Genomic DNA, 23,383 nt, shown 5'->3' with positions numbered 1-23,383 from the left:
TAAACATGTCGAAACGCGTTGCAGTGCTAACTTCAGGTGGTGATGCACCAGGAATGAATGCTTGTATTCGAGCTATTGTTATAGCCTGTGAGAGACAAGGGTTCACTCTGTTTGGTTATCAGCATGGATATAATGGCTTACTTGAGCAAGAGTACGAAATACTTGCGCCTCAAGCAACGCACAACCTCATACAACAAGGAGGTACCGTGCTGCACAGCGCCCGCTGTGAACCGTTCAAAACCGACGAAGGTGCAAAAACTGCGGCGACTAACCTTACTAAACTAGAGATTGATACCCTAATTGTGATTGGCGGCGACGGGTCTTTTAGAGGCGCTGATCACTTAGCAGATTTTTGGCACGGTCAAATTATTGGTATTCCCGGCACAATAGATAATGATGTTGCTGGCACTGATGCCACCATTGGTTATTACACCGCTATCGATACCGTTGTCTCATCAGTCGATAAAGTGAGAGACACCGCAGACGCTTTTGAACGCATTTTCATTGTAGAAGTGATGGGCAGACACGCCGGCTTTCTTGCATTAAATTCAGCCCTCGCCTCGGCAGCCGACTATGTTATTTTACCAGAAACGTTTAATCAATGTGACTTAGAACTAGACAAAATTACTGAGCAAATTGAGAAGAGAAGACAACGCAAAGGCGCAATTAGTTTTATCATAGTGGTAGCTGAAAATGTCTGGCCTGGTGGACTTAACGATTTGGCCGACAAACTGGTATATAAAACCCAGTCTGAAGTTCGCCCTGTTACGCTAGGCCATGTACAGCGAGGGGGGTCACCGGTAAGTCAAGACAGGTTACTTGCCACTAAGTTAGGCACTTATGCGGTGAGTTTAGTGGGCAGTGACACCAATGGTATTATGGTAGGTGAACTCAATGGTACGCCTAGTGAAATTGCCTTAACGGAAACATGGGAGAAGGATAAACCCTTAAATCCTTCGAGCATGGAAACTATGCTTTCTATCATGAATGAACGATATTAAAAACGTTCATTACATGATAATAGGCGGCAAAAAAGTTACGCATAACCAAATTTAATTCGTTAAATTAGTAAGTTAGCTATATTCCTTTACGCACATAAAAATGCCCGATTTCTCGGGCATTTTTAATCAGCTTTTTTTCACTACCAGCTGAAAGCTAACGCGCTCACGGCTTTTAGCTCTACATTTTCATAGCGGCTTTTACTTTGTCTCTATGACTTCGACTTACTTTTAGTTCGGTGTCATTTTGCAAAATAAGGTGATATTCACCACTAATATGACTTACCAACTTTTTCACGAAACGAATATTGGCGATAGCTGAACGGTGCACTCTAACAAACCATTGAGGGTTAAGCTCTTGCTCAAGCTCCTTCATGGTTTTACGCATAATGTGCATACCATCTAATGCGTGAACACACATATAATCACCCGCGGCATCTATCCACTGTATGTCTTGTACATTCACTCTGGTGACTTCAGAACCATCTTTGATGGCTAAAACATCTGGGTAAGGGTTGGTTTCTACCGGTTCACCATTAGCAAGCTTACGTAAAATTTCTTCACAATCGTCGCCAGTAAGTTCAGCCACTAAATTCACTAAGCGTTTAGACTGCTCATCTTGATGCTGTGTGGCGAAGTATTCTCTCACTTTCACTAAGGCATCTTTAAGGCGTTCGTCATCAGCTGGCTTTAATAAATAATCTAATGCATGTACATCGAATGCTTTAATCGCATAACTGTCATAAGCGGTGACAAACACGACCATTGGAATAGGCTGATTGAGCTCTCGCAGCTTATGAATAACCTGAAAACCATTTAGCCCAGGCATTTGAATATCAAGAAATACTAAATCAGGCCGAAGTTGTGAAATGCTACTTACCGCTTCTAGCCCATTTTGACACTCAGCAAGTACCTGAATGTCGTCATGACGTTCTAGCCTAGCGCGAAGTCCACGGCGGGCGAGTGGTTCATCGTCTACCACTAAGGTTTTAATTACTTGCTTTGTCATGCGCATACATCCTTTACTTCATAGGGAATACGAATTCGAACCCGTACGCCCGACGGCTGATTATCTTCAATAGAAAATGCGAAATTGCGTTGATACAGTGAATGCAATCTCTCTTTAATATTTGCCAGTCCAACACCATTTTCACGGCTTAACTGACCATCTATAATGTCGGCACCGGGCCCATTATCAGCCACATCCATTAGCAAATCGTTTCCAAACGCTCGGGCTGTTATAGCAATTTGACCGCCGTTCTCCATTTTAGAGATGGCGTGCTTAACCGAATTTTCAATAATAGGCTGTAATATCATGCTAGGAACAAGTGCGTTTTCACATTCTTCATCGATATTCCAAACCACTTCTAGTCTGTCATCAAATCGCACTTTTTCAATCTCAAGATATAATCGCAAGGCTTTTATTTCTTGGCCTAAAGGTACTCGCTTAATGGGGTCGTTATCCAAAGAATAGCGTAAAAAGTCGCTCAAGCGAGAGACCATCGCTTCTGCAGTATCGTTTTCTTTTAGTAACACCAAGGTAGAAATAGCGTTTAACGTGTTGAACAAAAAGTGAGGATTGAGCTGATAGCGCAGCATCTTAATATGTGCCTGATGAGCCATGGTGCTGGCTTTAAGCGCATTTTGCTTTTCTTTTTGTAACATCTGGAAGTTTTTAATGCCGAAGTAAACGCCACTCCAACAGCCCACCATGATGAGCGAATTAATAGTATTGGTAAAATACATATACCACGCATCGGGCCGATATCCGTGCTTGTAAATTTCCCAATAGTTTATGTTTTTAACCACAGCCCACAATAACGCTATCAAGTAACAGGACGCTATCACTGTCAACAGCATGTTTAACGGCGACTGTTTTCTTGCCCAGCGATAAACGTATCGCAATGGAATAGTTAGCAACCAGCCAGCGTACGCATTGAGTAATATTATAAATACCCAAATTGGTCGTACATCGTGAAGAAACGAGCCAATATAATAAATGATGGCAAAACCTGCCCAGCCTGCGCTGTGCAAAGTCCAAAATAACCTTTCGTTACTTTCAATAACGCGCTGAAAGCGGCTCACATGTTTACCAGTGGTTGAATTGATTGATAGATTATACGCAAGGTAAGCCCCTTGCGGAGCATCTTGGTCGTACTTCATATGCGACTTGTCGCACGCTTTGCTAAGATTAGTGACTGCAACTAATAACTAATATTCAATCTCTTAAGCCAATGCATCCACCACCATGCAGGACCCACAAGTAAAAATTGAAGATCTTCTAAAAATGAGGGCTTTTTACCTTCAATTTTATGACCTATAAATTGCAGTATCCACATTACAATAAACAGTGATAGACAGAACAGCCAAACACTTACGCCATAGTAGGCAATCAAATTAATACCACCGAAACAAGCTATGGTAAGCAGTGTCATGGCAGCGCCAATTGGCCCAGACAATTTGAAATAATAAAATAGGATTGGAATGGCGATAATATGCGCCCACGTCACATTGAAATCGGCAATGAAATCGGGCACCGGTACGGCCCAAATAAGTCCTAAAGTGACAAAATAGATGCTGGGCACCGCAATGGCATGAATAAGCACATTGGTTTTATTTTGATGGCTTTCGTTATATTGCAGTAATAGCTTTTCAATCGTTCTCATAGCAAATTCCACTTATTGTTATAATAATTGTTTTATTTTTTTGTTGTGAACATCGTATTAACTAATTAGCGTATGGCCTGCTAACAGCGCATTGACGGCATCGTCGTCGCTATCGAATTTCAAGCCATAATAAACAAAGTCTGATTCTAGCTGGTTATTTTTAACAGTGGCATTCAACGTGGCCTCTTTACCATCAGTTGAATAAACTAATGCAATTTTAGTTTCATCAATCATGATTGGCCATTCAGGCTTAAGAGGTAAGGCTATGCGGCAGCCATCGTTAGAAATATCCACTATAATACCGGTCACATGTTCAGACTCAGGAAAAGCTTCACAGGAGACTTTAACCGCAATACCAGGCTGCGCTCGCTTATTGGCACGAAGGCCTATCGATTCGATTCGACGAGGAAAGCTGGTAATCAACAACCCTGAGGGCTTAGCCAGTAATTTGAGTACTTTTACTCTAAACGCTATGACCTGCCCGGCGTCACCTTCCAGTACAAAGCGTACAACAACGTCATTGCCCACCGTCAGTAAGTCTCTAACAACCATCCATTTTGCAGCAGTGGGGATCTGGAATATCATGCAAGTAGCCAGTTCCATTCCTACATAGGCGGTTTTTACCCGCTTGGGCGCCGTTGGCGTCGTAATTTGTAAATCTACCACTGTACCAGGCGGCAACGCACACAAATTATCGACGTCTTCTCGGTTAAGTTGGCTACTTACTGCATTATCTGTCATGTATTTAAGAACGTTCTTATTATACTTAATGTAAATGTAACCAATTTTGTGTCGGCTGACAAAACCTTCTCTATCAGGCATGATGTCGCCATATTCTTAAGATACAAATAATTTCTCTATAAAGGCCACTATGAATAGTCCTTCACTTCACTACCAACTGTCAATTTACTCATGGCAACAACATTTGTTTGATGTAACGCTAACTGTGCCACCTCACGATTCACAAACTTTATCATTAACGTTACCGTCTTGGATCCCAGGTAGCTACATGGTGAGAGACTTTGCCAAAAATATAGTGTCGTTAACAGCTATAAATACTGCCTCGGGAGAACCGATTGCATGCACTAAGTTAGATAAACAAACCTGGCAAGCCGATACCCGTGGTGACGAAGTCACTATTACTTATCGAGTACATGCCAACGACTTGTCAGTACGTTCGGCGTTTATTAACGACGAATATGCGTTTATTAATGGCACCAGTGCATTCCTAAGCGTTGAAGGCTTTGAACAACAACCATGTAAACTACAAATCATTAAACCTGCTGTGGCTAATTGGCGTGCCTATACCAGCATGCCAATGACTGAAGATATGCCTGATAGCTGGGAATATGAAGTTAAAGACTATGCTGAATTTATCGACCACCCTCTTTATATTGGGGTATGTAACTTCCATAGTTTTGAAGTGCAAGGCGTTACCTTCGAGTTGTTATTCTCCGGCAGAAATAACCTAGACATCGAGCGGATCGCAAATGATTTGACCCCAATCTGTAAGCACCATATGCAGTTATTTGGCGACCCGCAACCTATTAAACGTTATTTGTTTATGACCTTGTTGGCAGATACTGGCTTTGGTGGTTTAGAGCACCGTGATTCCACCGCCCTACTCTTTCCTCGTTTCGACCTTCCCATGGTGGGCGAAAGCGATACCAAAACCGACGGTTACATTACGTTTTTAAGTTTGTGCAGCCATGAACTTTTCCATACATGGCATGTTAAGCGAATTAAACCAGAGGTAATGGTTAAACCTGATTTGCAAAAAGAAACTTACACCAATCAACTTTGGATTTATGAAGGCTTTACCAGCTTTTATGACGACGTAACCTTAGCTCGCGCAGGCACTATCGGGCCACAAAAATATTTAGATATTGTGTCACAGAACATAACTCGTCTGCTTCAAAATACGGGTAGGTTTAAACAATCGGTAGCAGAAAGTAGCTTTGATGCATGGACAAAATTTTATAAGCAAGATGCCAGTGCTACCAACGCTATTGTCAGTTACTACACCAAGGGTGGCATTATTGCGTTCGGACTAGATTTGTTACTACGTGAAAAATCAAATAATGAAATTAACTTAGATTTGCTAATGCGTCATTTATGGGATCAGTACGGCCGAGACGAAAAAGGTACTCCCGACAATGTTATTGCCACGCTGTGTAAGCAAGATTTTAACATTGATATTTCTGACTATCTAGCCGATGTAGTATACGGTACGCAAGATGTGCCGTTAGAGAATTGGCTGTCGAACATTGGCGTTGAATTACTCACCCGTAGCAAAGTATCTGCTGACGATAAAGGTGGAAAAACAAGCGCCGAAGGCATGAAAAGACAATTAGGTGCTAACTGTAAGCCAGCCCCGCTAGGGTTAACGGTTACTCAAGTCTTTGAAGGTTTAGCTGCTGCCGACGCAGGTATCATGGTTAACGATATCATTATTGCCGTAAATGGTTTTGTAGTTAACCAAGCGAAATTACAGCGTATATTAGATGCGACAAATACTGGCCAAGTTAGCCTTTCGCTTATTCGAGATGGCCGATTGATTACAGGCCATCTTGATATAAGAAACGCACGAGAAGATGTGTGCAACCTTTCAATTGTGGATGAGAGCAAATTTTCTGCATGGTTGGGGCTTAACTAACCATTTTTGATTATTCTTTGCTTATGTAGATTTACGCCCTTGTAGATTGGCACCTTTGCAGAATTGCATATACGTTGGGTATACTAGTAGATATAAAAAAGGGCTACCGTATGGGTAGCCCTTTTAATTTTTAGGAGATGGCGGGAGCCGTTAGCCTTTTCAGGCGTTCTCGCTCTATTCTGGCGTTCCCGACACTACCGTCTGTGGATCGAGGCGCATTTTGCCCAAGTTGATTCGCCAATCTAGGTGTGGACCCGTTGCTCTACCCGTAGCGCCAATGGTGCCAATCTGCTCGCCTTGCGCAACCGTATCGCCAACTTTCACAGTGATAGAGTCTAAGTGAAGGAAAGTAGAAAAAACACCCATTCCATGATCAAGAATTAACGTGTTACCTGAATAATATAAATCTTCTGCCAAGGTTACTGTGCCTTCAACGGGCGCGGTAACCGGCGCGCCTGTTGGCCCACCTACATCAACGCCAAAGTGTGGCCACTTTGGCACACCATTCAATACACGCTGGCTTCCGTATACGCCGGTTATCGGCCCTTTTGCGGGCCACTCAAACCGCGTAAACAATGCGTCGGCATCGGTCACTTTACTTCGTGCAATAGATACATTGATGTTGTCTTGCCTAATTCTTTCAAGCACTGCTTTTGGCGGTGTCACCATCTTAGAATCAAGCCCGTCTATACGTTGAATGTTGTATTCACGTTTAGTAAGGGTAATATCCCGTGCTAATGTGGTGCCATCGGTAAGTTCAACTTTAAGCGTGTGAGAAAGGCTTGCATCACGGGGGAAACCAAACACGAATTTGCCTTCGCTATTTAGCGCTAATGTTTCTCCATCAAGGGTAACGTTAGCATCAGGGGCAACTTGCCCTCTTATCAAACTCCCTTGTGTTAGGGTGCCATTTAGCGTAATCCCGTCTTGCTGCGCGTGAATAGCAGTCAAGCTACTACCAATTAAGAGTAAGGCTGACAAGCCAGCGGAACGCGCTGCTATTTTAAGTGAGTTAAATACACTAGATTGGATAGGCTTTACACCCATAACCCTAGAACTCATTACCACTCCTTTTCGCACTTTCATCGCATTTATTTCGTATTTATACCGTTCTTGTATCGTGTGTCAGCCAATAGCCTATACCCGATTTTGCTTACCATACTGAAACAAAAAACGAGGTAATTAGTCAGACACCATAGCGCCTTTACCCACACCTTCATAAGCCACTACTTGGCAATGATTGTTGGGAGTACGTTTCTTTTGTTCAACTAACAGATACTGGGCTAAACATTCCACCGTCGAATCTGTGGTAATCACTTCACAATCGGCCTTAGGAATAAGTAACTCAAAGTAGCCTTGTGATGATTCGTAAGCGAATGAGAAGTAGTCGCTAGGTGAAGCGACTGATCCGGTTATTTTGCGGTCTTCGTAGGCTATTTCATCTTCGGTAGTCGCGATGTAGATATCGTCCCAGCGGTTTGCCCAATAAGCTTGTTCTTGTTCGCTAATTTTACCATCAAGGTAAATATCGATGCGTGAACGATGGCCATGCGCTATGCGCTGACAGTTTCCATCATGCTTTTTTAACCCGTGGGTATAATGATAATACGGCGACGCTATCACTTCGGTGCGAAGCTTTAATGTAATATTATCAACGTTTTCTGGTAAGTGGGTGGCAAGCACCTCTTTTAGGTAAACGCTCACCGATTCCATGGTCACCACATCTGAATACAAAAAGGCATAGGCTTCTGCTGGGCAGCGAAGCATGATTTCTCGGCCGTCTTCACAGGTAAAGCGCACTTCAACCTGTTCATTCACGTCATCATGGATAACTGTCGCGCCCGCATATTCTGCAGGCACAAGCAATTTATGATCGACATATTCATCAATCAGTCGTTTCAGGTCTTTCTTAACAATACCAAAATCCTGAACCATACTCTCTTCGTTGAGTTCACCGGTTAGGATTACATCGACAATCCAGCTTTCACCTACCATGCCGCGTTTGGGGCAAAGGTAAGAAAAGTCCATTACTGTCAAATCGTTTACAAATAGTTGCATGACACCCTTGTATCGTGTTCGTTTTCTGTTGTTAGTATACGTTTTTTACGTGTTAAACGCAGTGATTAGTCCATAGAAGATTGGCGATTAAGCTGATCTTTTAAATTGGGTGGTATACCACGAATAGTTAAGGTATCGGTGGCAGGGTCGTAAAATACCCGATCGCCCATCAGTTTGCGCTCAAAGCTTACCGATACGCCGCCGCCCTGCCCCGTAAATTTCGCAAGTTGTTTTAGTGCAGCGGGATCGGGCTGAATTTCTTTTTCAAGCGGTACTTCCATAGACTGGGTAAATGAAGAAAAGTTGCTGCTGGTTTCTTCGTTTGACGGCAGCCTGTTTGCTAACTCCTCTACCGATAAGCTTTCGCCTGCGTCTATTTTTTCTTTGAAATACGTTTTCACTTCTTCACGGTGCTGGTGTTGCTCTTGCGGATCTAACGACTCACTGGCCAAATAGGCATCTACAGAAGAAATCAGCTGCTTATTTTGCTGCTTCACATCAACCAGTTCTTCACAGCCAACAAATTGCATAAAGAAGTCAGACACTTTACGGCCCATACGGCCTTTAATAAAGCTAACATAACGCTGCTGTTCAGGTTGGATATCCCATTGGGTTAAGTCGATGCGAACCGCAAGTTGCATACGCGCCAAATCTAGATGCTCTCGTGCAGACAAATCCAGTGAATTGGTTACTTCAACGTGAGAACGTGTATTTAGCAATGCAATCATCAAATATTGGGTAGCCAAAAACTCATACTGGCAAAAAATAAGAAAACCTGTTTCTACTGTGCCCGTATCTATTAACGTTTTCACTAATCGCTTAGTGGCTGATAACGAAAAGCTATGAAATTCTTCTTCTAAATTGTCGCCGCCCGCTTTTTTCTGGGCTAGGTAGTTTTTTAGACCTTCTGAAAATTCTGCTACGTCATCAGTGTTTTCTTCATTGCTTTGCGAAACAAAGTGACCAACCCCTTTGCCTGGCTTGGCATTAAAGCTGTGGTTAATCTGATGTGCGAGAAGCTCAATTTCTGGCGTTACGGCCAAACAATTGTCACGAGGGATAGCTTCTATTTTATCCTCGTTATTAACGACTAAACGGTGTACAACAAAGTGATGAATCAGTGCACTCATAGCGATTAGGGTGTCCTGTTGCTTAAAAAATGTCAGAAAAACTAACGGAATTGCGGGATTTTAGAATGAATGATTGTTATCACTCAAACAACGATTATAATCATTTTACGAGTAAAACCATTCTTTTTATCAAAGAAATCATGAAAAAGAGGCGTAACAGTGCCCCAGAACAGTCGTTATACCAATGCTGAATTTGAAACCTTAATGAATAAAGTCATTCTAACCCTCGAAGAAAACGATGCGGGAAGAGACTTATCGCTAATGGTATTAGGTAATGTGATTACCCATATTTTACAGACTCAGGTTAATCCTGACAAACGCGAAGCCATGGCAGATCAGTTTGCTAATGTGCTCAAGAAGAGTGTTCAAGGTTAAATAGGCTTTTTTATGATTTTAGCCGAATCTCCTCGCCGCCAGCGAGTGACGAAATTAGTTAATTGGGGCCATTGGTTCGCGCTAGCGAATATCATAATAGCCATTGTTATAGCTTCTATTTTTGTGTTTTCTTCACCTATGCCAGGCACGGGTGTGGGTACACTCTATTTGCTTACCAATTGGTTAGGCCATATTGGCTTTATGACCTTTTTTGGTTTTGTTATTTTTATTCTACCGCTTTGTTATTTGGCAACGAACCCAAGGGCCATTAAAGCCAGTGCATCTATTATAGCTGCGGTTGGACTTGCGCTATTGGCATTTGATGCTTTGTTATTTAACCGCACCGGCTTTCATATCAGTTTTCACGCTGCCGATTTACTTAAAACAGAAGCTCAAACGCAAATAAGTGAATTCTACTGGCAACAGTGGGCTTATTTATTCATGCTTTTTTTAGTGTGGTTGGGTTTCCAGCTTATGCTAGCCAATGCTATTTGGAAAAGAGTCGAGCGTTTTTCACAGCATAAAATCGGTGTGCCGGTAGCTAGCTTTTTCGTGGTCTGTTTTGTCACCAGCCATGCAGTGCATGTTTGGGCCGATGCCGAACTGTATCAACCCATCATCAAGCAAGATAATATGTTCCCGCTGTCGTACCCTGCTACCGCTAAAACAACCATGTCTCGTTATGGGTTGCTCGATTTAGCCGCTTATGAAGAGCGAAAGCAACTGCAATTTAATACCGACATTCACAATATTAGCTACCCTGCAGAGCCTGTTTATTGTTCTATCGATTCCGGTAAAAACATGACAGTGATAGTGCAGATTGATGATGCCTCAATTTCTGGTATCGACACGCTAGGGCTCAATGCGTTAGAAAACTATCATTCTACCGCCAGTAGTTTACAGGGATTAATAACCACCACCTTGTTTGGTGTGCCAGAGATTTATCAAGACTCACTGAGTAGAAAGCGCCCTGTGCTGCTAGCCTTACCGGTAGGCCTAGGAATGCCTGTATCCATTCATTTTGATGAAAGTTTACCTGACGATTTGTTCGAAAGTTATCGCCAGCCTCTTTCAAACAATCATAATGGCTTACACTTAGCGTTTTTACCTGCATCTGCGATTGAGGGATACGTAACGCAAGGTATGCTGCAAACCAATAAGGTGATGATTGCTACCGGCTACGGCAATGAAAGTTCACAAGGCATGCTTTACAGTAACATGTCGCTAAGTGCCGATATTGCCAGCACTGAAGATCTTGCGCCAACGATTATGAACGCCCTTGGATGTGCGGCACCAACAACCTTCTACTCTACCGGTCAAGACTTATTGAACCCAAGCCGTAAGTGGTTAGTAAGTACCTCTGGTGAGCGTATCGTGGTGTTCCATAATGGTAAACGAACTGATGTGTTGAGTAATGGTAGTTACGAAATTACTGAGGTTGCAACGGGCAAGCGCAGCAATGCCCCGCTGAATGTCGATTTATTAAGCCAAGCTATCAAGCACTTATCTCGGTTTTCTAACCAAAACTAAAACGTAAAAGGCGCCAAATTAGGCGCCTTTTTTGTATCTATTCAATTTCATTTTATTACACATCCAGCGAAAATGCTTTGAGCGAACGGCTTTGTTTTCTCTTCATACTGGCTACCCGTCACTATGGACGCTTCATGCGTTAGCCATTAGCGAGCATGTATCAAAAAGTGGGTTATACGCTATTGGGAACAGGTATATCGTTCAAAGAGGTGACTTGAGTAACATTTTCTAACGCCGCAGTGGTCGGCGGGGCTTTGCGGGAAACATAATAACAGTGAGATAAACTAACGTCTTGCCCTGCTTGTATATCTCGCCAACTATCGCCAACCATGATGCTTAAAGGTAGTGAAATAGAATGGTCTTCTGCAGCCTGTTTTAGCATACCTGGACTAGGTTTTCGGCACGCACACTGTTTTTTGTACGCGCCAATACCATGCTCTGGATGATGAGGGCAAAAATACACAGAAACCTCACCAATACCAGCTCGGTGAAAGTCTTGCTGAACTTCGCTCATCAAAGCATTAAAATCGTCTTCAGAATACAAACCTCGTGCAATACCCGACTGATTAGTCACGATGATAATTTTATAGCCCGCATCCTCAAAGCGCTTTATTAGCGGGAAAATGCCGTCTACATAGTCAAAATCTTCGTACCGTCCCACATAACCATGGTCGACATTAACAATGCCATCACGGTCTAAAAATAAGGCTTTAACAGTGTGTGAACCCATTTTATGTTATCTCTTCAAATACATTCAGACGGTTTCAGCCAAGCTTGAACACGAAAATCAACAGTAACTTGGCTTAGTTTTTCAACAATGTCGGCCAATCTATCCGGTGGTAAACGCCAGTAATACGGCGTCATTTTTATCAACGCGATTTTTTGTTCATTGTTGTCGAAATGCAAAGGATAATTTACTGTTTCATCCATAGATTGTACGAAACCCACCCGTTCTTCTTTTTCTACAGCATGTTTTGCAGGGTTGTCATATACCAGCGACTTTAATTCGAACAAATGCATGGGTGCAGGATCCACGGTAAGCAAGAGCCCACCTGCTTTCAACACCCGTGCATACTCTTCACTGCTTCCGGGGGCAAAAACCTGAATAACTACATCTTGAGTATTCGATTCAATGGGCAAATCAAAGCTACTGGCGACAACAAACTGCTGTGATTTATAAGCCTTAGCCGCTAATTCCACAGCAATTTTCGCGATATCACTACCACTGCCAGTAGTGTGAATATCTTTAGCTTCTAAACCTGTTACTAGGGCGTTTAGGTAACTCCCTTCCCCACACCCTGCATCGTAGATCGCAAGCTCTGGGTTTGTATTCACACTGGTATTTTCACTATTGCGGTTATCGTTATGATATTGCGCCACTATATCGGTCATGCGTTGCTTCAACGGTCCATAACCATTGAGATCGTGGAACTCTCTTCGAGCGCGAACCATACTTTTGTCGTCACCAGGTGACTTCGAGTTTTTAAACTGTACAGGAAGAAGGTTAACGTAGCCGGCTTTCGCTTTGTCAAAACTATGGTTATTGCTGCATTGAATGACCGAGGCACTAATATCGATTGGGCTTCGGCAAAGTGGGCATTGCCACATAAAAAGAGTCCACTGTAAAACTGTCTAATACTGGCGGCGAGTTTACCAAACTTCACCGCCGGTGTCGTGACTGCTTCAGCGTTGCTACTAAGTTGTGAAAGAGCTTAACGCGAAGTTCCCCTCACACTATGAAACATGGCTACAAATCAGCCAATGGGTGAGCTTCATTGGTCCAGGGTGAGTCAAAGAAAGATGCAACCACCTCTTCTGGTACATCTTCTACTTTTTTGTACTTCCATTTTGGCGATAAGTCTTTTTCTATCAGTAGTGCGCGTACGCCTTCCTGAAACTCCCCGTATTGACCACAGCGACAAGACATAATTGCTTCCATACGAAAGCAGTCAGCTAAAGATAATTGTGCACCACGCTTGCACTCTTCAAACACTAAATGCGCGGTTATGGCCGACCCTTTAGCCAATGTAGATTGCGCACGGCTTAACCACTTATCTCCGCTAACATCTGCTGATAATAGGTTATTAACCACATCAGTAACGTTGTCTGGTTCACACCACTTCTCAATAATCGCTCGGTGAGATTCTACATTTGCAGGAAGCTGACTTTCTGGTGTGTTAAGGCCGTTTAAAATGGCGGTGACTTGCCCATTGAGTGGGGTTGATTCGTCATTGAGTTTCCACGAGTAATTCTGAAGCGCGTCAAACATAGCGGGTTGTTGGTCGGACGCTACCAACACGTCAGCTAATTCTACGTAACACGCGTCTGCTCCATTCATTTGAACACCGGTAAGCCCCAAGAAAAGACCAGTGTTTCCTGGTAAGCGTGGCAGAAAATAGCTGCCTCCTACGTCAGGGTACAATCCAATGGTAATTTCGGGCATTGCTAGGCGGGACGTTTCGGTAACCACACGGTGACTCGCACCACAGATTAACCCCATTCCACCGCCCATGACGATTCCAGAACCCCACACAATAATGGGTTTGGCGTAATGATGAATGTTATAATCTAGGGTATACTCTGTACGGAAAAAAGAGGCAAGAAAATCAGGGATTTCGCCATTTGATTCCAGCATTGCGTTGTACATGGATACAATATCACCACCGGCACAAAATGCTTTTTCTCCTGCGGCTTTTAACACTACGCAGACAAGATCGTTTCTATTTTCCCACGCTTGTAATGCGTTTAATAACAAACTCGCCATTTCTAAATCAAGCGCATTTAGGGCTTTGGGCTTATTCAGTGTAAGCACGCCAATAATATGTCCTGAGTGCGTTGCGATTTCTTCAACAACCACCACTGATTCTGTATGTTCCACTTTGTACTCCTTGTTGCATCACCGATTTTTGCCACCGCGCCTTATATCACAGAACGCTGGTTTCATCGCTTAGCAAGCGCCTACCAATGATGACTCGCATGATTTCGTTTGTGCCTTCCAATATTTGATGTACCCGCACATCTCTTACGTGGCGTTCTAACGGATACTCTTTGATATAGCCGTATCCACCATGTAACTGTAACGCGTCGTTACACACCTTAAAACCCACATCTGTCGCAAATCTTTTCGCCATTGCGCAATAAGTACTGCTATCGGCATGTTTGCTATCAAGCTTACTGGCTGCCATTCTCACCATTTGACGGGCAGCGACCAATTCAGTTGCCATGTCAGCTAGTTTGAATTGCAACGCTTGGAAAGTAGCAATGGGTTTTCCAAACTGCTCACGCTCAGTGAGATACTGTCTGGCGACATTAAGCGCTTGTTGCGCAGTTCCTATTGAGCATGTTGCTATATTAATTCGCCCACCGTCTAACCCTTGCATGGCCATTTTAAAGCCTTGCCCTTCATCACCTAAACGACACGACGCATCAATTTTTACGTTGTCGAAAGTGATCATTCTGGTTGGCTGTGCATTCCAGCCCATTTTCTCTTCCGCTTTACCGTAAATAATACCTTCGGCATCAGCGGGAACGGCAAAGGCGCTTATACCTTTTGCCCCGTCTCCCCCCGTACGAGCCATTACCACAAGTACATCGGTACTTCCTGCACCAGAAATAAACACTTTTGCGCCGCTAAGCACATAGCCATTTCCTACTGGCGTAGCTTTGGTTTTTAATGACGCAGCGTCTGAGCCAGCACCAGGTTCGGTTAAGCAGTAAGAAGCAAGTTTCTCCCCCGACACAAGTACCTCACACCATTGCTTTTTAACGGCTTCTTGGCCCCAAGTCGCAATCATCCACGTGGCCATGTTGTGAATTGTCAGCATGGCGGTAGTGGTGGTGCAACCCATGGAAAGCTGCTCAAAAATGATTGAAGCATCAAGGCGTGACAAGCCCAGCCCGCCTTCTGATTCAGGGGTATATAACCCACAAAAACCGAGTTCCCCCGCCTTTTTAAGTGCCTCAACGGGAAAGTGATGGTCTCGGTCCCATTGTGCAGCATTCGGTGCAAACTCCTGCATCGCGAACTGGCGAGCAGTTTCTTCAAAGGCGAGTTGATCATCTGAAAGGTCGAAATTCATGTTACTTGCCCTTCTGGGTAATAAAATTGGTAATTATTCACGGTTGATTTAAGTAAAATTCAACCATTGAGTATTTAGTCGTAATAACAGTATCTAACAACTTACCTTCACGTAAACGTAAACATCAAAAATAATTAAAGTTAATGTAAAATATTTGTGACAAATATGCAGGGGTTTTACCCTATTTTCTAACTTCACTAACGCAAAAATAATAAATAAAGACATACAGTTAGAAAGTTAAACTTACGGCTAATGCACTTTACGCCCAGCGCTGATAAGCTATGTTTATTAAAACACTACTAAACTGACATCTCTTGGATTATCGGATTGCTATCGTTGAAGATAACGCAACTGCGCGCACTACGTTGCGAGGTCATCTACTACCCATTGCAAAATTAAACGTTAGCAGTTTTGGATCAGGTGTTGAGCTTAAATCGGTGCTACGTAAGCAGCATTTCGAACTCATTATTATGGACTACCACCTAGGTCAAGGAAGAACTGGGGTTGAGTGGATACAGGGCCTTAAAGAGTCGGGATTTATTCGTCCTGGAACAGGCCTCATTTTTCTTACCTCAGATCGTTCGCCCCAAACCATTGGCCGTATAATGGATTTGCAACCTGATGCGCTAATTATAAAACCTTACACCATTGCGTCATTGTCCCGACAAATTAAGCACTATTTAAGCTATCGCCAATATATTGAGCCCGTGTTACGAGAAGTGGATAATAAACAGCGACCTTCTGCCATTACATTATTGCGTAAGAAATTGCGGGAGGGCGTTCCTCTCAGGCTTGTTTCAGATGTGGGTAAACTTTACGCCAAGCTCTTATTTGAAAACGAAGATATTTTGCCTGCAATGCGTGTGTATGAAGATGTACTCACTCGCTCAGATAAAGTGCTTTGGGCTCAATGGGGCAAAATTAAGTGCCAGTATGCGGCGGGTCTTTGGCCCGACTGCCAAGACGAACTCAGTGGCATGGTAACGTCAAGTCTAGCGCGTGACAGCGCATTTGAATGGCTGGCTTCTTTATCTTTTGAGCAAAAATCTTACGAACAAGTAGAAACCTATTTAGGTCAGATAAAATTCAGTGAACTTAGCTTACCTGCTACTAGGTTAAAAACTATCGCGTATCAAAAACAGGACAAAGTGGTAGAAGCCATTGACCTGTTACAAAAAAAGCGCGCTATGCATCGCAGTGCCAAAGACAGGTTTAACGATTTCACTTTCGAATTAGCGGAATTTTATTTACTACTTGCAGAAGAAGCGCCTAGTACGAATAGAGAAGAAAGCTTAAGCCAAGCTCGTAAGTTAGTTGGCTTGGCAGGTCGCAGTCAGAGTGATCGCCAACTATTACAAAAAAGAGATTATCTACTGGCCTTTTCAGCCATTTTAGACGGCGAAGATCATAAAGCTACTCACTTACTAGAAAGTGACTACATGGATGATTACCTTCGTACCGAGCCTTCAATGCTGGTTATTGCCGCTAAAGTACATCATGGCTTAGGCGAAGAAGGAAAAGCGAGCCAATTGCTTGCCCTTGCAAAGCAGAAGAATTCTGAGCTGCAGATCATATCGGAGCAGGTTGCTAACGACGACCTTATTTTTAGTGGTGGGGAGCGTCTGAGCCTTAATCATGACCAAGCAGTCATGCTAAATGAAACCGGTACCCAGCTGTTTATGGATAAACACTACTTACCCGCTATGAAGCATTTCTATGATGCATTGAATTTATCGCCAGAAACGGCAGCATTCGGGCTTAATTTACTGCAGTGTATGATTGAATCAGACACCGCCGTTTATCGTAAATACGGAATTCCTAAACTACTTCGCATTATTGCTGATATGGCACTTTCAGATAGTAATCATCATAGGCTCACCCAATTAAACCTAACGGCCCAAGCTAATGCAGAAAAGCTTATGGCCCCTGCTATCAACGAAGACAACAAGCACCATTAGACGTTAGGTATAAACTGACCGAGTGTGCTCATACTAATGGTATGTTATTTCAACCGCATTAGTAGGCTGGATGTATCCCAGCGATGGCCACCCATTTTTTGAACGTCACCATAATATTGGTCGACCAGGGCCGTTAGCGCTAATGTCGAGCCATTTCGACGCGCCTCATCAAGGGCAATAGATAAATCTTTTCGCATCCAATCAACCGCAAAACCATAGTCATAATGGTTTTCGAGCATAGTAGCCGCACGATTTTCCATTTGCCAAGATTGCGCAGCCCCCTTACTGATAACATCGATGACTGCATTACAGTCTAACCCTGCTTTTTGACCAAAATGAAGCGCCTCTGCTAGCCCTTGAACAATGCCGGCAATGCAAATTTGATTCATCATTTTTGCTAACTGACCACTTCCACTTTCACCTAACAATTGACTGTGTTTAGCATAGGCAGAAAATACAGCTTCAGCACGGTCATAAGCCTTTTGTTCCCCCCCCACCATGACTGTGAGTAAACCATTTTCAGCACCGGCCTGGCCACCTGACACTGGCGCATCTAAAAATGCGATGGACTGCTTTTGACATAGCGAAAACATTTCACGCGCTACTTCTGCCGACGCGGTAGTGTGATCTATCAGCAATGTACCCGGCCCCATCGTACCTAGGGCTTGGCTTGCAACGTCTTTAACATCATTGTCGTTACCTACGCACATCAACACTATATCAGCATCTTTTGCGGCTTCTGCTGGGGTTAGGGCAAGGGTGCCTTGACACTCTTTTACCCACTTTTCGGATTTCGCTTTTGTACGATTATACACAGTAACATTGAAGCCTGATTTTGCCAGATGCCCCGCCATGGGATAGCCCATCACACCGAGCCCTAGAAAACTGACGTTAATCGAAGCGTTATCGATAAGTGAACCTGCAGTTGAAGACGTTGTAATTGTATTATTTGGCATGGTGTAACTCTCTTCATAACTGATTATACTGAAGCGAAGTGTAACAAACTTTCTGATTACTAAAACACATCAATAACTAAAATAAAGAGAAGCGCTATGAGCATATACAGTCACCAAGTGATTAAAAATAACGGCGAAGCTATTGCCATGTCAGACTTCAAAGGCAAAGTGTTACTTATCGTCAATACCGCCAGTAAATGTGGCTTTACTAATCAATATGAAGGATTGGAAAAACTTTATAATGAATATAGCGCGAAAGGCTTCGAAATATTGGCGTTCCCATGCGATCAATTTGGCCACCAAGAGCCGGGGTCTGATGATGACATTGCGCAATTTTGTAGCCTGAACTTTGGCGTTTCTTTCCCATTATTTAAAAAAACGGAAGTTAACGGCTCTCAAACCCATCCGCTCTACGTTGAATTAAAATCACAAGCACCTGGCTTACTAGGGTCAAAACGCATAAAGTGGAATTTCACTAAATTTCTAGTCGATGGGAATGGAAACGTGGTTAAGCGGTATGCCCCAACCACGAAGCCGAGTGAAATAAGTAGCGATATTAGTGGACTGTTAAAAGCCTAAATTTTTATCGTTTTTTGGATAGGGAGTGCATTGTAATGAAAGTCGCCTTTTTTAGCGCCAAACCTTATGAAGAAATTGTTTTTAAGGCAGCAGCCACAAGCTTAGAAAAAGCCTTGAGCCTAGAAGGGACTGAACGAGAAGACGGCCTTCCCCCTACTTTCTCCCCTATTTCTTTTACTTATTTCCCTCATCAACTCACCGCTGAGACTGCCTTGCTGTGTCAAGGCTACGATGGTGTCTGTGTTTTCGTCAATGATGAACTTAATGCGAAAACTTTATATATCTTGCATGAGGCTGGTATTAAACATATTGCGTTACGCTGTGCTGGCTTTAACAATGTCGACATCGCCACCGCAAATGAATTGAGCATCAGTGTGTCGAGAGTGCCCGCCTACAGCCCTGAAACGGTGGCAGAGCACACGCTAGCACTCATTCTTACGTTAAATCGCAAAACACACAAAGCCTATAACAGAGTAAAAGAAGGCAACTTTGAATTGGGCGGTTTACTGGGTTTTACTCTACACAATAAAACAGTAGGTGTGATAGGTACAGGACGCATTGGCCAAGCGGTTATTCGGATTTTAAAAGGTTTTGGTTGCAATATCTTATGCTACGATCCCTACCCCAATAAGCAACTCAAACAAGAAGGCGTAGTTTATACGTCACTAGAATCGCTTTTTAGCCAAAGCCACATTGTTACCCTTCACTGCCCACTTACCGAGCAAAGCTATCACCTTATCAATGAAGCGAGTATTGCCCTAATGCCCAAAGGCGCCATGCTTATAAACACATCACGGGGAGGATTAATTGATGATAAGTCGGTAATCAATGCGCTAAAAAATGGGCATTTGGGTTATGTAGGTTTGGATGTGTATGAGCGAGAGTCAGAGCTATTTTTTAGCGACCATTCTCAAGACATTATTCAAGATGACGTGTTTCAGCGTTTACTAACGTTTCCCAATGTATTGGTAACCGGGCATCAAGGCTTTTTCACTAAAGAAGCTTTGAGTGAGATTGCCGCCATAACCCTAGATAACTTGTGTTTTATCGCCGGTGACACACGACGAAACGTTCAAGACAATATGGTTAAGCACATAAGTTAACGGGCTTAAGGTAATGAGAATAGCTTAAAGGAAATAGTAGGAAAGTAGCCATTTCGCTACTTTTCCAAGACAAGATGAAAATACTTACCTAGCCACATAAACGGCTCTGTTTGGTTGTAGGTTCGTTCTAAGCTTAACAACCCTTCAAACTGGGTGGTTTGATGTTCTGGGTTCTTCAAGTAATCATGAAAACATCGTATGCCGGTTTTCGCTTTTACCTTAAAACCAATAGACTCACAAAAATCGCTGGCTTGTTTAGCCGGTAACGGATTTTTAGGGTTAAGGCGAACTTGGTTCCTGACTTTCATACCTTGCGCAATGTAATCAAAATTACCATAAATAGCGTTGGTCATTAAGTTTGCATCACGGTTAAAAAAGCTCAGGCTTAATATTGCTCCTTCACGCATGTTGTCGTATAAAAACTGAATAGCTTGGTAGGGCTCATTCAACCATTCCAAAACAGCGTGGCAAACTACAAGGTCATAGTGTTCCATATTTTGAATATCTAACAAATATTGATGTTGAATATTCACGTTTGGAAACGTTTTTAAATTGTCTTTGGCATGAACCAATACATCTTCTGACCCATCAGTTAGGAACACACTATGCCCAAACGATGCCAAGTGAGCGGCCATCACACCTGTGCCGCCGCCCACTTCTAGCACCTTTTTAGGCAGTGCACTTTCTGTTACTTCAACGAAAGGGGCTAAGGCTTCACAAAGCATAATTTGCCTAAGTTTGCCTTTTGTAGTGCCATAGATGTTATCGGCAAACTTTGCGGCTATACCGTCAAAAATATGATCTAATTTTTGTGTCATGCTGGATTTGGAATATCGATAAAAGATACGTCGAGGTTAAACTCGATTTGAATGTGCTCACCTAATGCCTTCACGCCGTAGCGTTCAGTGGCATGATGACCCGCCGCAAAAAAGCTAATACCCATTTCACGCGCCGTATGAATAGTTTGTTCAGACACTTCACCGGTAATAAACGCATCTACCCCTGCCGCAACAGCTTGTTCGATAAAGCCTTGACCGCCGCCTGTACACCAGGCAACGGTTTTAATAGCTTTATTATCATCACCTTCCGCTAATACAGCTCGTCCTAACTTATCAGCTAATAGCTGCTGTAGGTCATGCTGAGACATTGGGCTTTCGAACTCCCCTTGCATAACCACACCCGTAGGTTTTACGCCGCTTAGGGCTTGCACATTGTCAATATTAAGCAGTGTCGCAAGCTGTCGGTTATTCCCAAACTCGGGGTGAACATCTAACGGTAGATGGTATGCGTATAAATTAATATCGTGTTCAAGTAATGCCTGAATGCGCTTTTTCTTCATGCCGGTAATTGCTTGCGACTCGCCTTTCCAAAAATAGCCATGATGCACCACGATGGCATCGGCATTTTCTGCAATGGCGGCATCAATCAAGGCTTGTGAGGCCGTAACCCCTGTTACTACACGTTGAATTTCTGGCTTGCCTTCAACTTGCAGACCATTAGGGCAATAGTCGCTAATCTCATGGGCTCTAAGTGTGCCATCTAGATAGCGTTTAAGTTCAAGGTTACTTACTGACACAAACACTCCGGTTAACTGTTATACAATCAGTTCAACAATCATGTTGAACCTATAGAATTGTTAAGCATTATACTAATTTTGAACGACTACTGCCGTCCTTTCTTTTTACACACGCCAGCTACCACTCACCGTTCTTATTTAAAATATCCGTAATGGACTTTGCAATTTCCCAGCGCGGTGTATCACTTGAGTTACTCAGTATAATTATTGCGTTTTTACTGTCTGGATATGTAAGCACTAGCGATTTGTACCCACGAATACTACCTGGATGCCTAGCGACTTTCCCATATTCATTCTCATAAACCTGCCAACCTAGTGCCATGTATATTTCACCCCACGTGGTTTTTACTTGTGGCACTAACATCGCATCGAAGGAATGATTATCTAAAATGACAGGATTGTTGTTAAGCGTGAGCGTAAGCCATTGGCTTAAATCGTATACGTTAGCAATGAGGCCTTCACTGGGGTTAAAAGCTAAGTCATAGGGTCGCTGCTCAAGCTTGTCTATTAACTTTCCCCTGTAGGTTGGATGCGTTTCAGCTAAATTTTCATCTGAGCCATCATAAAAATGACTTTTTCTGATTTTTGCTGGCTTAAAAATATTGTCATAGATGAAAGCGTCATAGCGCTGACCACTAACTGAGAGAATGATCTCACCCAACAGATTATAATTAGTGTCACTATACACAAAGCTGTGACTTTCAGACTCTTCGGGGACAGCGCCTCCCACCAATTCTAAATAACGCTTCAGCGATCTACCTTGTTTAGCACTCGCAGGCCTAATAACGTCCGTTAAGCCTGAAGAATGGGTGAGTAATTGCTTTATAGTGATTTGAGACTTTTCAAGCTGTGGTATGTATAAACCCACTTCGTCATCGAGGCTTAATTTTCTTCGCTCTACTAATTTCATTATGGCTTGCGCAGTGAAAAGTTTAGAAATTGACGCAGCCCTGAATAGCGTTTTATCCGTTGTGGGCTTGGTTAACTTCTCATCTAGGTAGCCGAAACCTTCAATATAACTGACTTTGCCGGCAGTAATGATAGCTACTGCCATTGCGGGAATAGTAAACTCACCTCGAACTTCATCCAAGTACTGAGTCAGTTCCTTATGACCGCCTTGTTCGGCGGAAATAGCATTTACTGAAAAAATGAATAGTGTTGAAATAGTAAATTTACGGCATATATACCCAAACGCGTATTCAGTATTCACAAAGGGTTTCCCTTCTCATAGCCAAAATTAAAAATAACTTCGGCTATGCCGTTTTAAAATGAAAGTAGCGGTTGATTCACGATGAAGGTAAAGGACGTAGTTACCAGAATTTTAATACGTTTGCTGCCAGATAACCTACACCTATACCAAAGCACATCATAGAAATTGTTCTAATGAACTTCAAAACCTTTGAAGCATCGTATATTTGTTTACCTTTGAGTAATGAATCAATTATATGATCCTGCCCCGTAATCGACAAAATAATGGAAGCCACGAAAAAACCGAGGGATACATAAAGATCTTTATCTGCTTCTATGGCTTTCAATTGAACAAGAACGACGATTGCACCAATAGCAGCGGAAGATAACCACGCATATTGTTTTAGTAATTCAAAATGTAATTCTGTGGTAAGGGTCTCATTTTTGATTTTATTCTGTTGGGCTGAATCTAGTTCCGGTTTTTCTTCTAATTCCAATGAATCCATTATAAACATCCAATTTTAATGTAGA

23 protein-coding genes are annotated in these 23,383 nt (G+C 42.9%); 7 read left to right on the top strand and 16 right to left on the bottom strand.

What is annotated here, in order from left to right:
* Window positions 1-5 precede the first annotated feature (5 nt).
* Window positions 6-1,001, top strand: coding sequence for an ATP-dependent 6-phosphofructokinase (locus JKP82_RS07575; RefSeq protein WP_159530177.1), 996 nt, complete (start codon window positions 6-8; stop codon window positions 999-1,001).
* Between the two features lie 178 nt (window positions 1,002-1,179).
* Here JKP82_RS07575 and JKP82_RS07570 read toward each other — a convergent pair whose 3' ends face one another.
* The 4 genes from JKP82_RS07570 to JKP82_RS07555 form a co-directional block, all read right to left on the bottom strand.
* Window positions 1,180-2,007 carry a LytR/AlgR family response regulator transcription factor gene (locus JKP82_RS07570; RefSeq protein WP_013784030.1) on the bottom strand — a complete coding sequence of 276 codons (828 nt, stop codon included), beginning with the start codon at window positions 2,005-2,007 and terminating at the stop codon, window positions 1,180-1,182.
* Window positions 2,004-3,083, bottom strand: a complete 1,080-nt coding sequence (locus JKP82_RS07565) for a sensor histidine kinase (RefSeq protein WP_159534487.1) — start codon at window positions 3,081-3,083, stop codon at window positions 2,004-2,006. Before JKP82_RS07565 ends, JKP82_RS07570 begins: the two co-directional genes overlap by 4 nt.
* A 119-nt stretch (window positions 3,084-3,202) precedes the next feature.
* Window positions 3,203-3,664: an Mpo1 family 2-hydroxy fatty acid dioxygenase gene (locus JKP82_RS07560; protein ID WP_013784028.1), complete on the bottom strand. Its 462-nt coding sequence runs from the start codon at window positions 3,662-3,664 to the stop codon at window positions 3,203-3,205.
* Window positions 3,665-3,721: 57 nt separating this feature from the next.
* Window positions 3,722-4,486 carry a PilZ domain-containing protein gene (locus JKP82_RS07555; RefSeq protein WP_258544358.1) on the bottom strand — a complete coding sequence of 255 codons (765 nt, stop codon included), beginning with the start codon at window positions 4,484-4,486 and terminating at the stop codon, window positions 3,722-3,724.
* 49 nt (window positions 4,487-4,535) lie between these two features.
* Here JKP82_RS07555 and JKP82_RS07550 point away from each other — a divergent pair, with 49 nt between their 5' ends.
* The gene (locus JKP82_RS07550) at window positions 4,536-6,320 is read left to right on the top strand and encodes a M61 family metallopeptidase (RefSeq protein ID WP_218396500.1); all 1,785 of its coding nucleotides are present in this window, start codon (window positions 4,536-4,538) and stop codon (window positions 6,318-6,320) included.
* A 174-nt stretch (window positions 6,321-6,494) separates the two neighbouring features.
* Here the strand turns inward: JKP82_RS07550 and JKP82_RS07545 are convergent, their stop codons facing one another.
* The 3 genes from JKP82_RS07545 to yejK form a co-directional block, all read right to left on the bottom strand.
* The gene (locus JKP82_RS07545; protein WP_218396498.1) at window positions 6,495-7,382 is read right to left on the bottom strand and encodes a M23 family metallopeptidase; all 888 of its coding nucleotides are present in this window, start codon (window positions 7,380-7,382) and stop codon (window positions 6,495-6,497) included.
* A gap of 120 nt (window positions 7,383-7,502) precedes the next feature.
* Window positions 7,503-8,378, bottom strand: a complete 876-nt coding sequence (locus JKP82_RS07540) for a 6-pyruvoyl trahydropterin synthase family protein (RefSeq protein ID WP_159530173.1) — start codon at window positions 8,376-8,378, stop codon at window positions 7,503-7,505.
* Window positions 8,379-8,443: 65 nt separating this feature from the next.
* Complete coding sequence (yejK, locus tag JKP82_RS07535; protein ID WP_218396496.1) at window positions 8,444-9,508, bottom strand: nucleoid-associated protein YejK; 1,065 nt, start codon at window positions 9,506-9,508, stop codon at window positions 8,444-8,446.
* A gap of 159 nt (window positions 9,509-9,667) precedes the next feature.
* Between yejK and JKP82_RS07530 the strand changes: the two genes are divergently transcribed.
* Together JKP82_RS07530 and JKP82_RS07525 are read left to right on the top strand one after the other, a co-directional pair.
* Entirely contained in the window at window positions 9,668-9,883 is a 216-nt protein-coding gene (locus JKP82_RS07530) for a YejL family protein (RefSeq protein WP_218396494.1), read from the top strand.
* Between the two features lie 12 nt (window positions 9,884-9,895).
* A complete protein-coding gene (locus JKP82_RS07525; RefSeq protein ID WP_218396493.1) occupies window positions 9,896-11,413 on the top strand; it encodes a DUF3413 domain-containing protein in 1,518 nt (505 codons plus the stop codon).
* A gap of 172 nt (window positions 11,414-11,585) precedes the next feature.
* On the opposite strand, the gene JKP82_RS07520 is transcribed toward JKP82_RS07525, so the two are convergent.
* From JKP82_RS07520 to JKP82_RS07505, 4 genes are all read right to left on the bottom strand, one after another.
* The gene (locus JKP82_RS07520) at window positions 11,586-12,143 is read right to left on the bottom strand and encodes a D-glycero-alpha-D-manno-heptose-1,7-bisphosphate 7-phosphatase (protein WP_218396491.1); all 558 of its coding nucleotides are present in this window, start codon (window positions 12,141-12,143) and stop codon (window positions 11,586-11,588) included.
* A gap of 14 nt (window positions 12,144-12,157) precedes the next feature.
* On the bottom strand, window positions 12,158-13,021 hold the full coding sequence (locus tag JKP82_RS07515) for a putative RNA methyltransferase (protein ID WP_159530165.1): 864 nt from the start codon (window positions 13,019-13,021) through the stop codon (window positions 12,158-12,160).
* 139 nt (window positions 13,022-13,160) lie between these two features.
* Window positions 13,161-14,291: an enoyl-CoA hydratase/isomerase family protein gene (locus JKP82_RS07510; protein ID WP_159530163.1), complete on the bottom strand. Its 1,131-nt coding sequence runs from the start codon at window positions 14,289-14,291 to the stop codon at window positions 13,161-13,163.
* 46 nt (window positions 14,292-14,337) lie between these two features.
* Window positions 14,338-15,492 carry an acyl-CoA dehydrogenase family protein gene (locus JKP82_RS07505; protein ID WP_159530161.1) on the bottom strand — a complete coding sequence of 385 codons (1,155 nt, stop codon included), beginning with the start codon at window positions 15,490-15,492 and terminating at the stop codon, window positions 14,338-14,340.
* A gap of 314 nt (window positions 15,493-15,806) precedes the next feature.
* Between JKP82_RS07505 and JKP82_RS07500 the strand changes: the two genes are divergently transcribed.
* The gene (locus JKP82_RS07500; protein ID WP_220099873.1) at window positions 15,807-17,450 is read left to right on the top strand and encodes a response regulator; all 1,644 of its coding nucleotides are present in this window, start codon (window positions 15,807-15,809) and stop codon (window positions 17,448-17,450) included.
* 44 nt (window positions 17,451-17,494) lie between these two features.
* Here JKP82_RS07500 and JKP82_RS07495 read toward each other — a convergent pair whose 3' ends face one another.
* Window positions 17,495-18,406: an NAD(P)-dependent oxidoreductase gene (locus JKP82_RS07495; protein WP_218396489.1), complete on the bottom strand. Its 912-nt coding sequence runs from the start codon at window positions 18,404-18,406 to the stop codon at window positions 17,495-17,497.
* 96 nt (window positions 18,407-18,502) lie between these two features.
* Between JKP82_RS07495 and JKP82_RS07490 the strand changes: the two genes are divergently transcribed.
* Window positions 18,503-18,985, top strand: coding sequence for a glutathione peroxidase (locus JKP82_RS07490; RefSeq protein WP_218396487.1), 483 nt, complete (start codon window positions 18,503-18,505; stop codon window positions 18,983-18,985).
* Between the two features lie 35 nt (window positions 18,986-19,020).
* Window positions 19,021-20,088: a 2-hydroxyacid dehydrogenase gene (locus tag JKP82_RS07485; protein WP_218396485.1), complete on the top strand. Its 1,068-nt coding sequence runs from the start codon at window positions 19,021-19,023 to the stop codon at window positions 20,086-20,088.
* Between the two features lie 56 nt (window positions 20,089-20,144).
* On the opposite strand, the gene JKP82_RS07480 is transcribed toward JKP82_RS07485, so the two are convergent.
* The 4 genes from JKP82_RS07480 to JKP82_RS07465 form a co-directional block, all read right to left on the bottom strand.
* Window positions 20,145-20,906 (bottom strand): methyltransferase, encoded by a 762-nt coding sequence (locus JKP82_RS07480; RefSeq protein ID WP_159530153.1) that lies wholly within the window; start codon window positions 20,904-20,906, stop codon window positions 20,145-20,147.
* On the bottom strand, window positions 20,903-21,664 hold the full coding sequence (locus JKP82_RS07475; protein ID WP_218396483.1) for a Nif3-like dinuclear metal center hexameric protein: 762 nt from the start codon (window positions 21,662-21,664) through the stop codon (window positions 20,903-20,905). The genes JKP82_RS07480 and JKP82_RS07475 overlap by 4 nt, the downstream gene beginning before the upstream one ends.
* 118 nt (window positions 21,665-21,782) lie before the next feature.
* Window positions 21,783-22,874, bottom strand: a complete 1,092-nt coding sequence (locus JKP82_RS07470) for a serine hydrolase domain-containing protein (protein WP_218396481.1) — start codon at window positions 22,872-22,874, stop codon at window positions 21,783-21,785.
* A gap of 100 nt (window positions 22,875-22,974) precedes the next feature.
* Window positions 22,975-23,358 (bottom strand): hypothetical protein, encoded by a 384-nt coding sequence (locus JKP82_RS07465; RefSeq protein ID WP_013784008.1) that lies wholly within the window; start codon window positions 23,356-23,358, stop codon window positions 22,975-22,977.
* Between the last annotated feature and the right edge of the window lie 25 nt (window positions 23,359-23,383).

This window comes from Alteromonas lipotrueae (assembly GCF_019249215.1).
Lineage (GTDB): Bacteria > Pseudomonadota > Gammaproteobacteria > Enterobacterales > Alteromonadaceae > Alteromonas > Alteromonas lipotrueae.
Note: the sequence above shows the minus strand (reverse complement) of the source record. Positions and strands in the feature narration are given on the sequence as shown.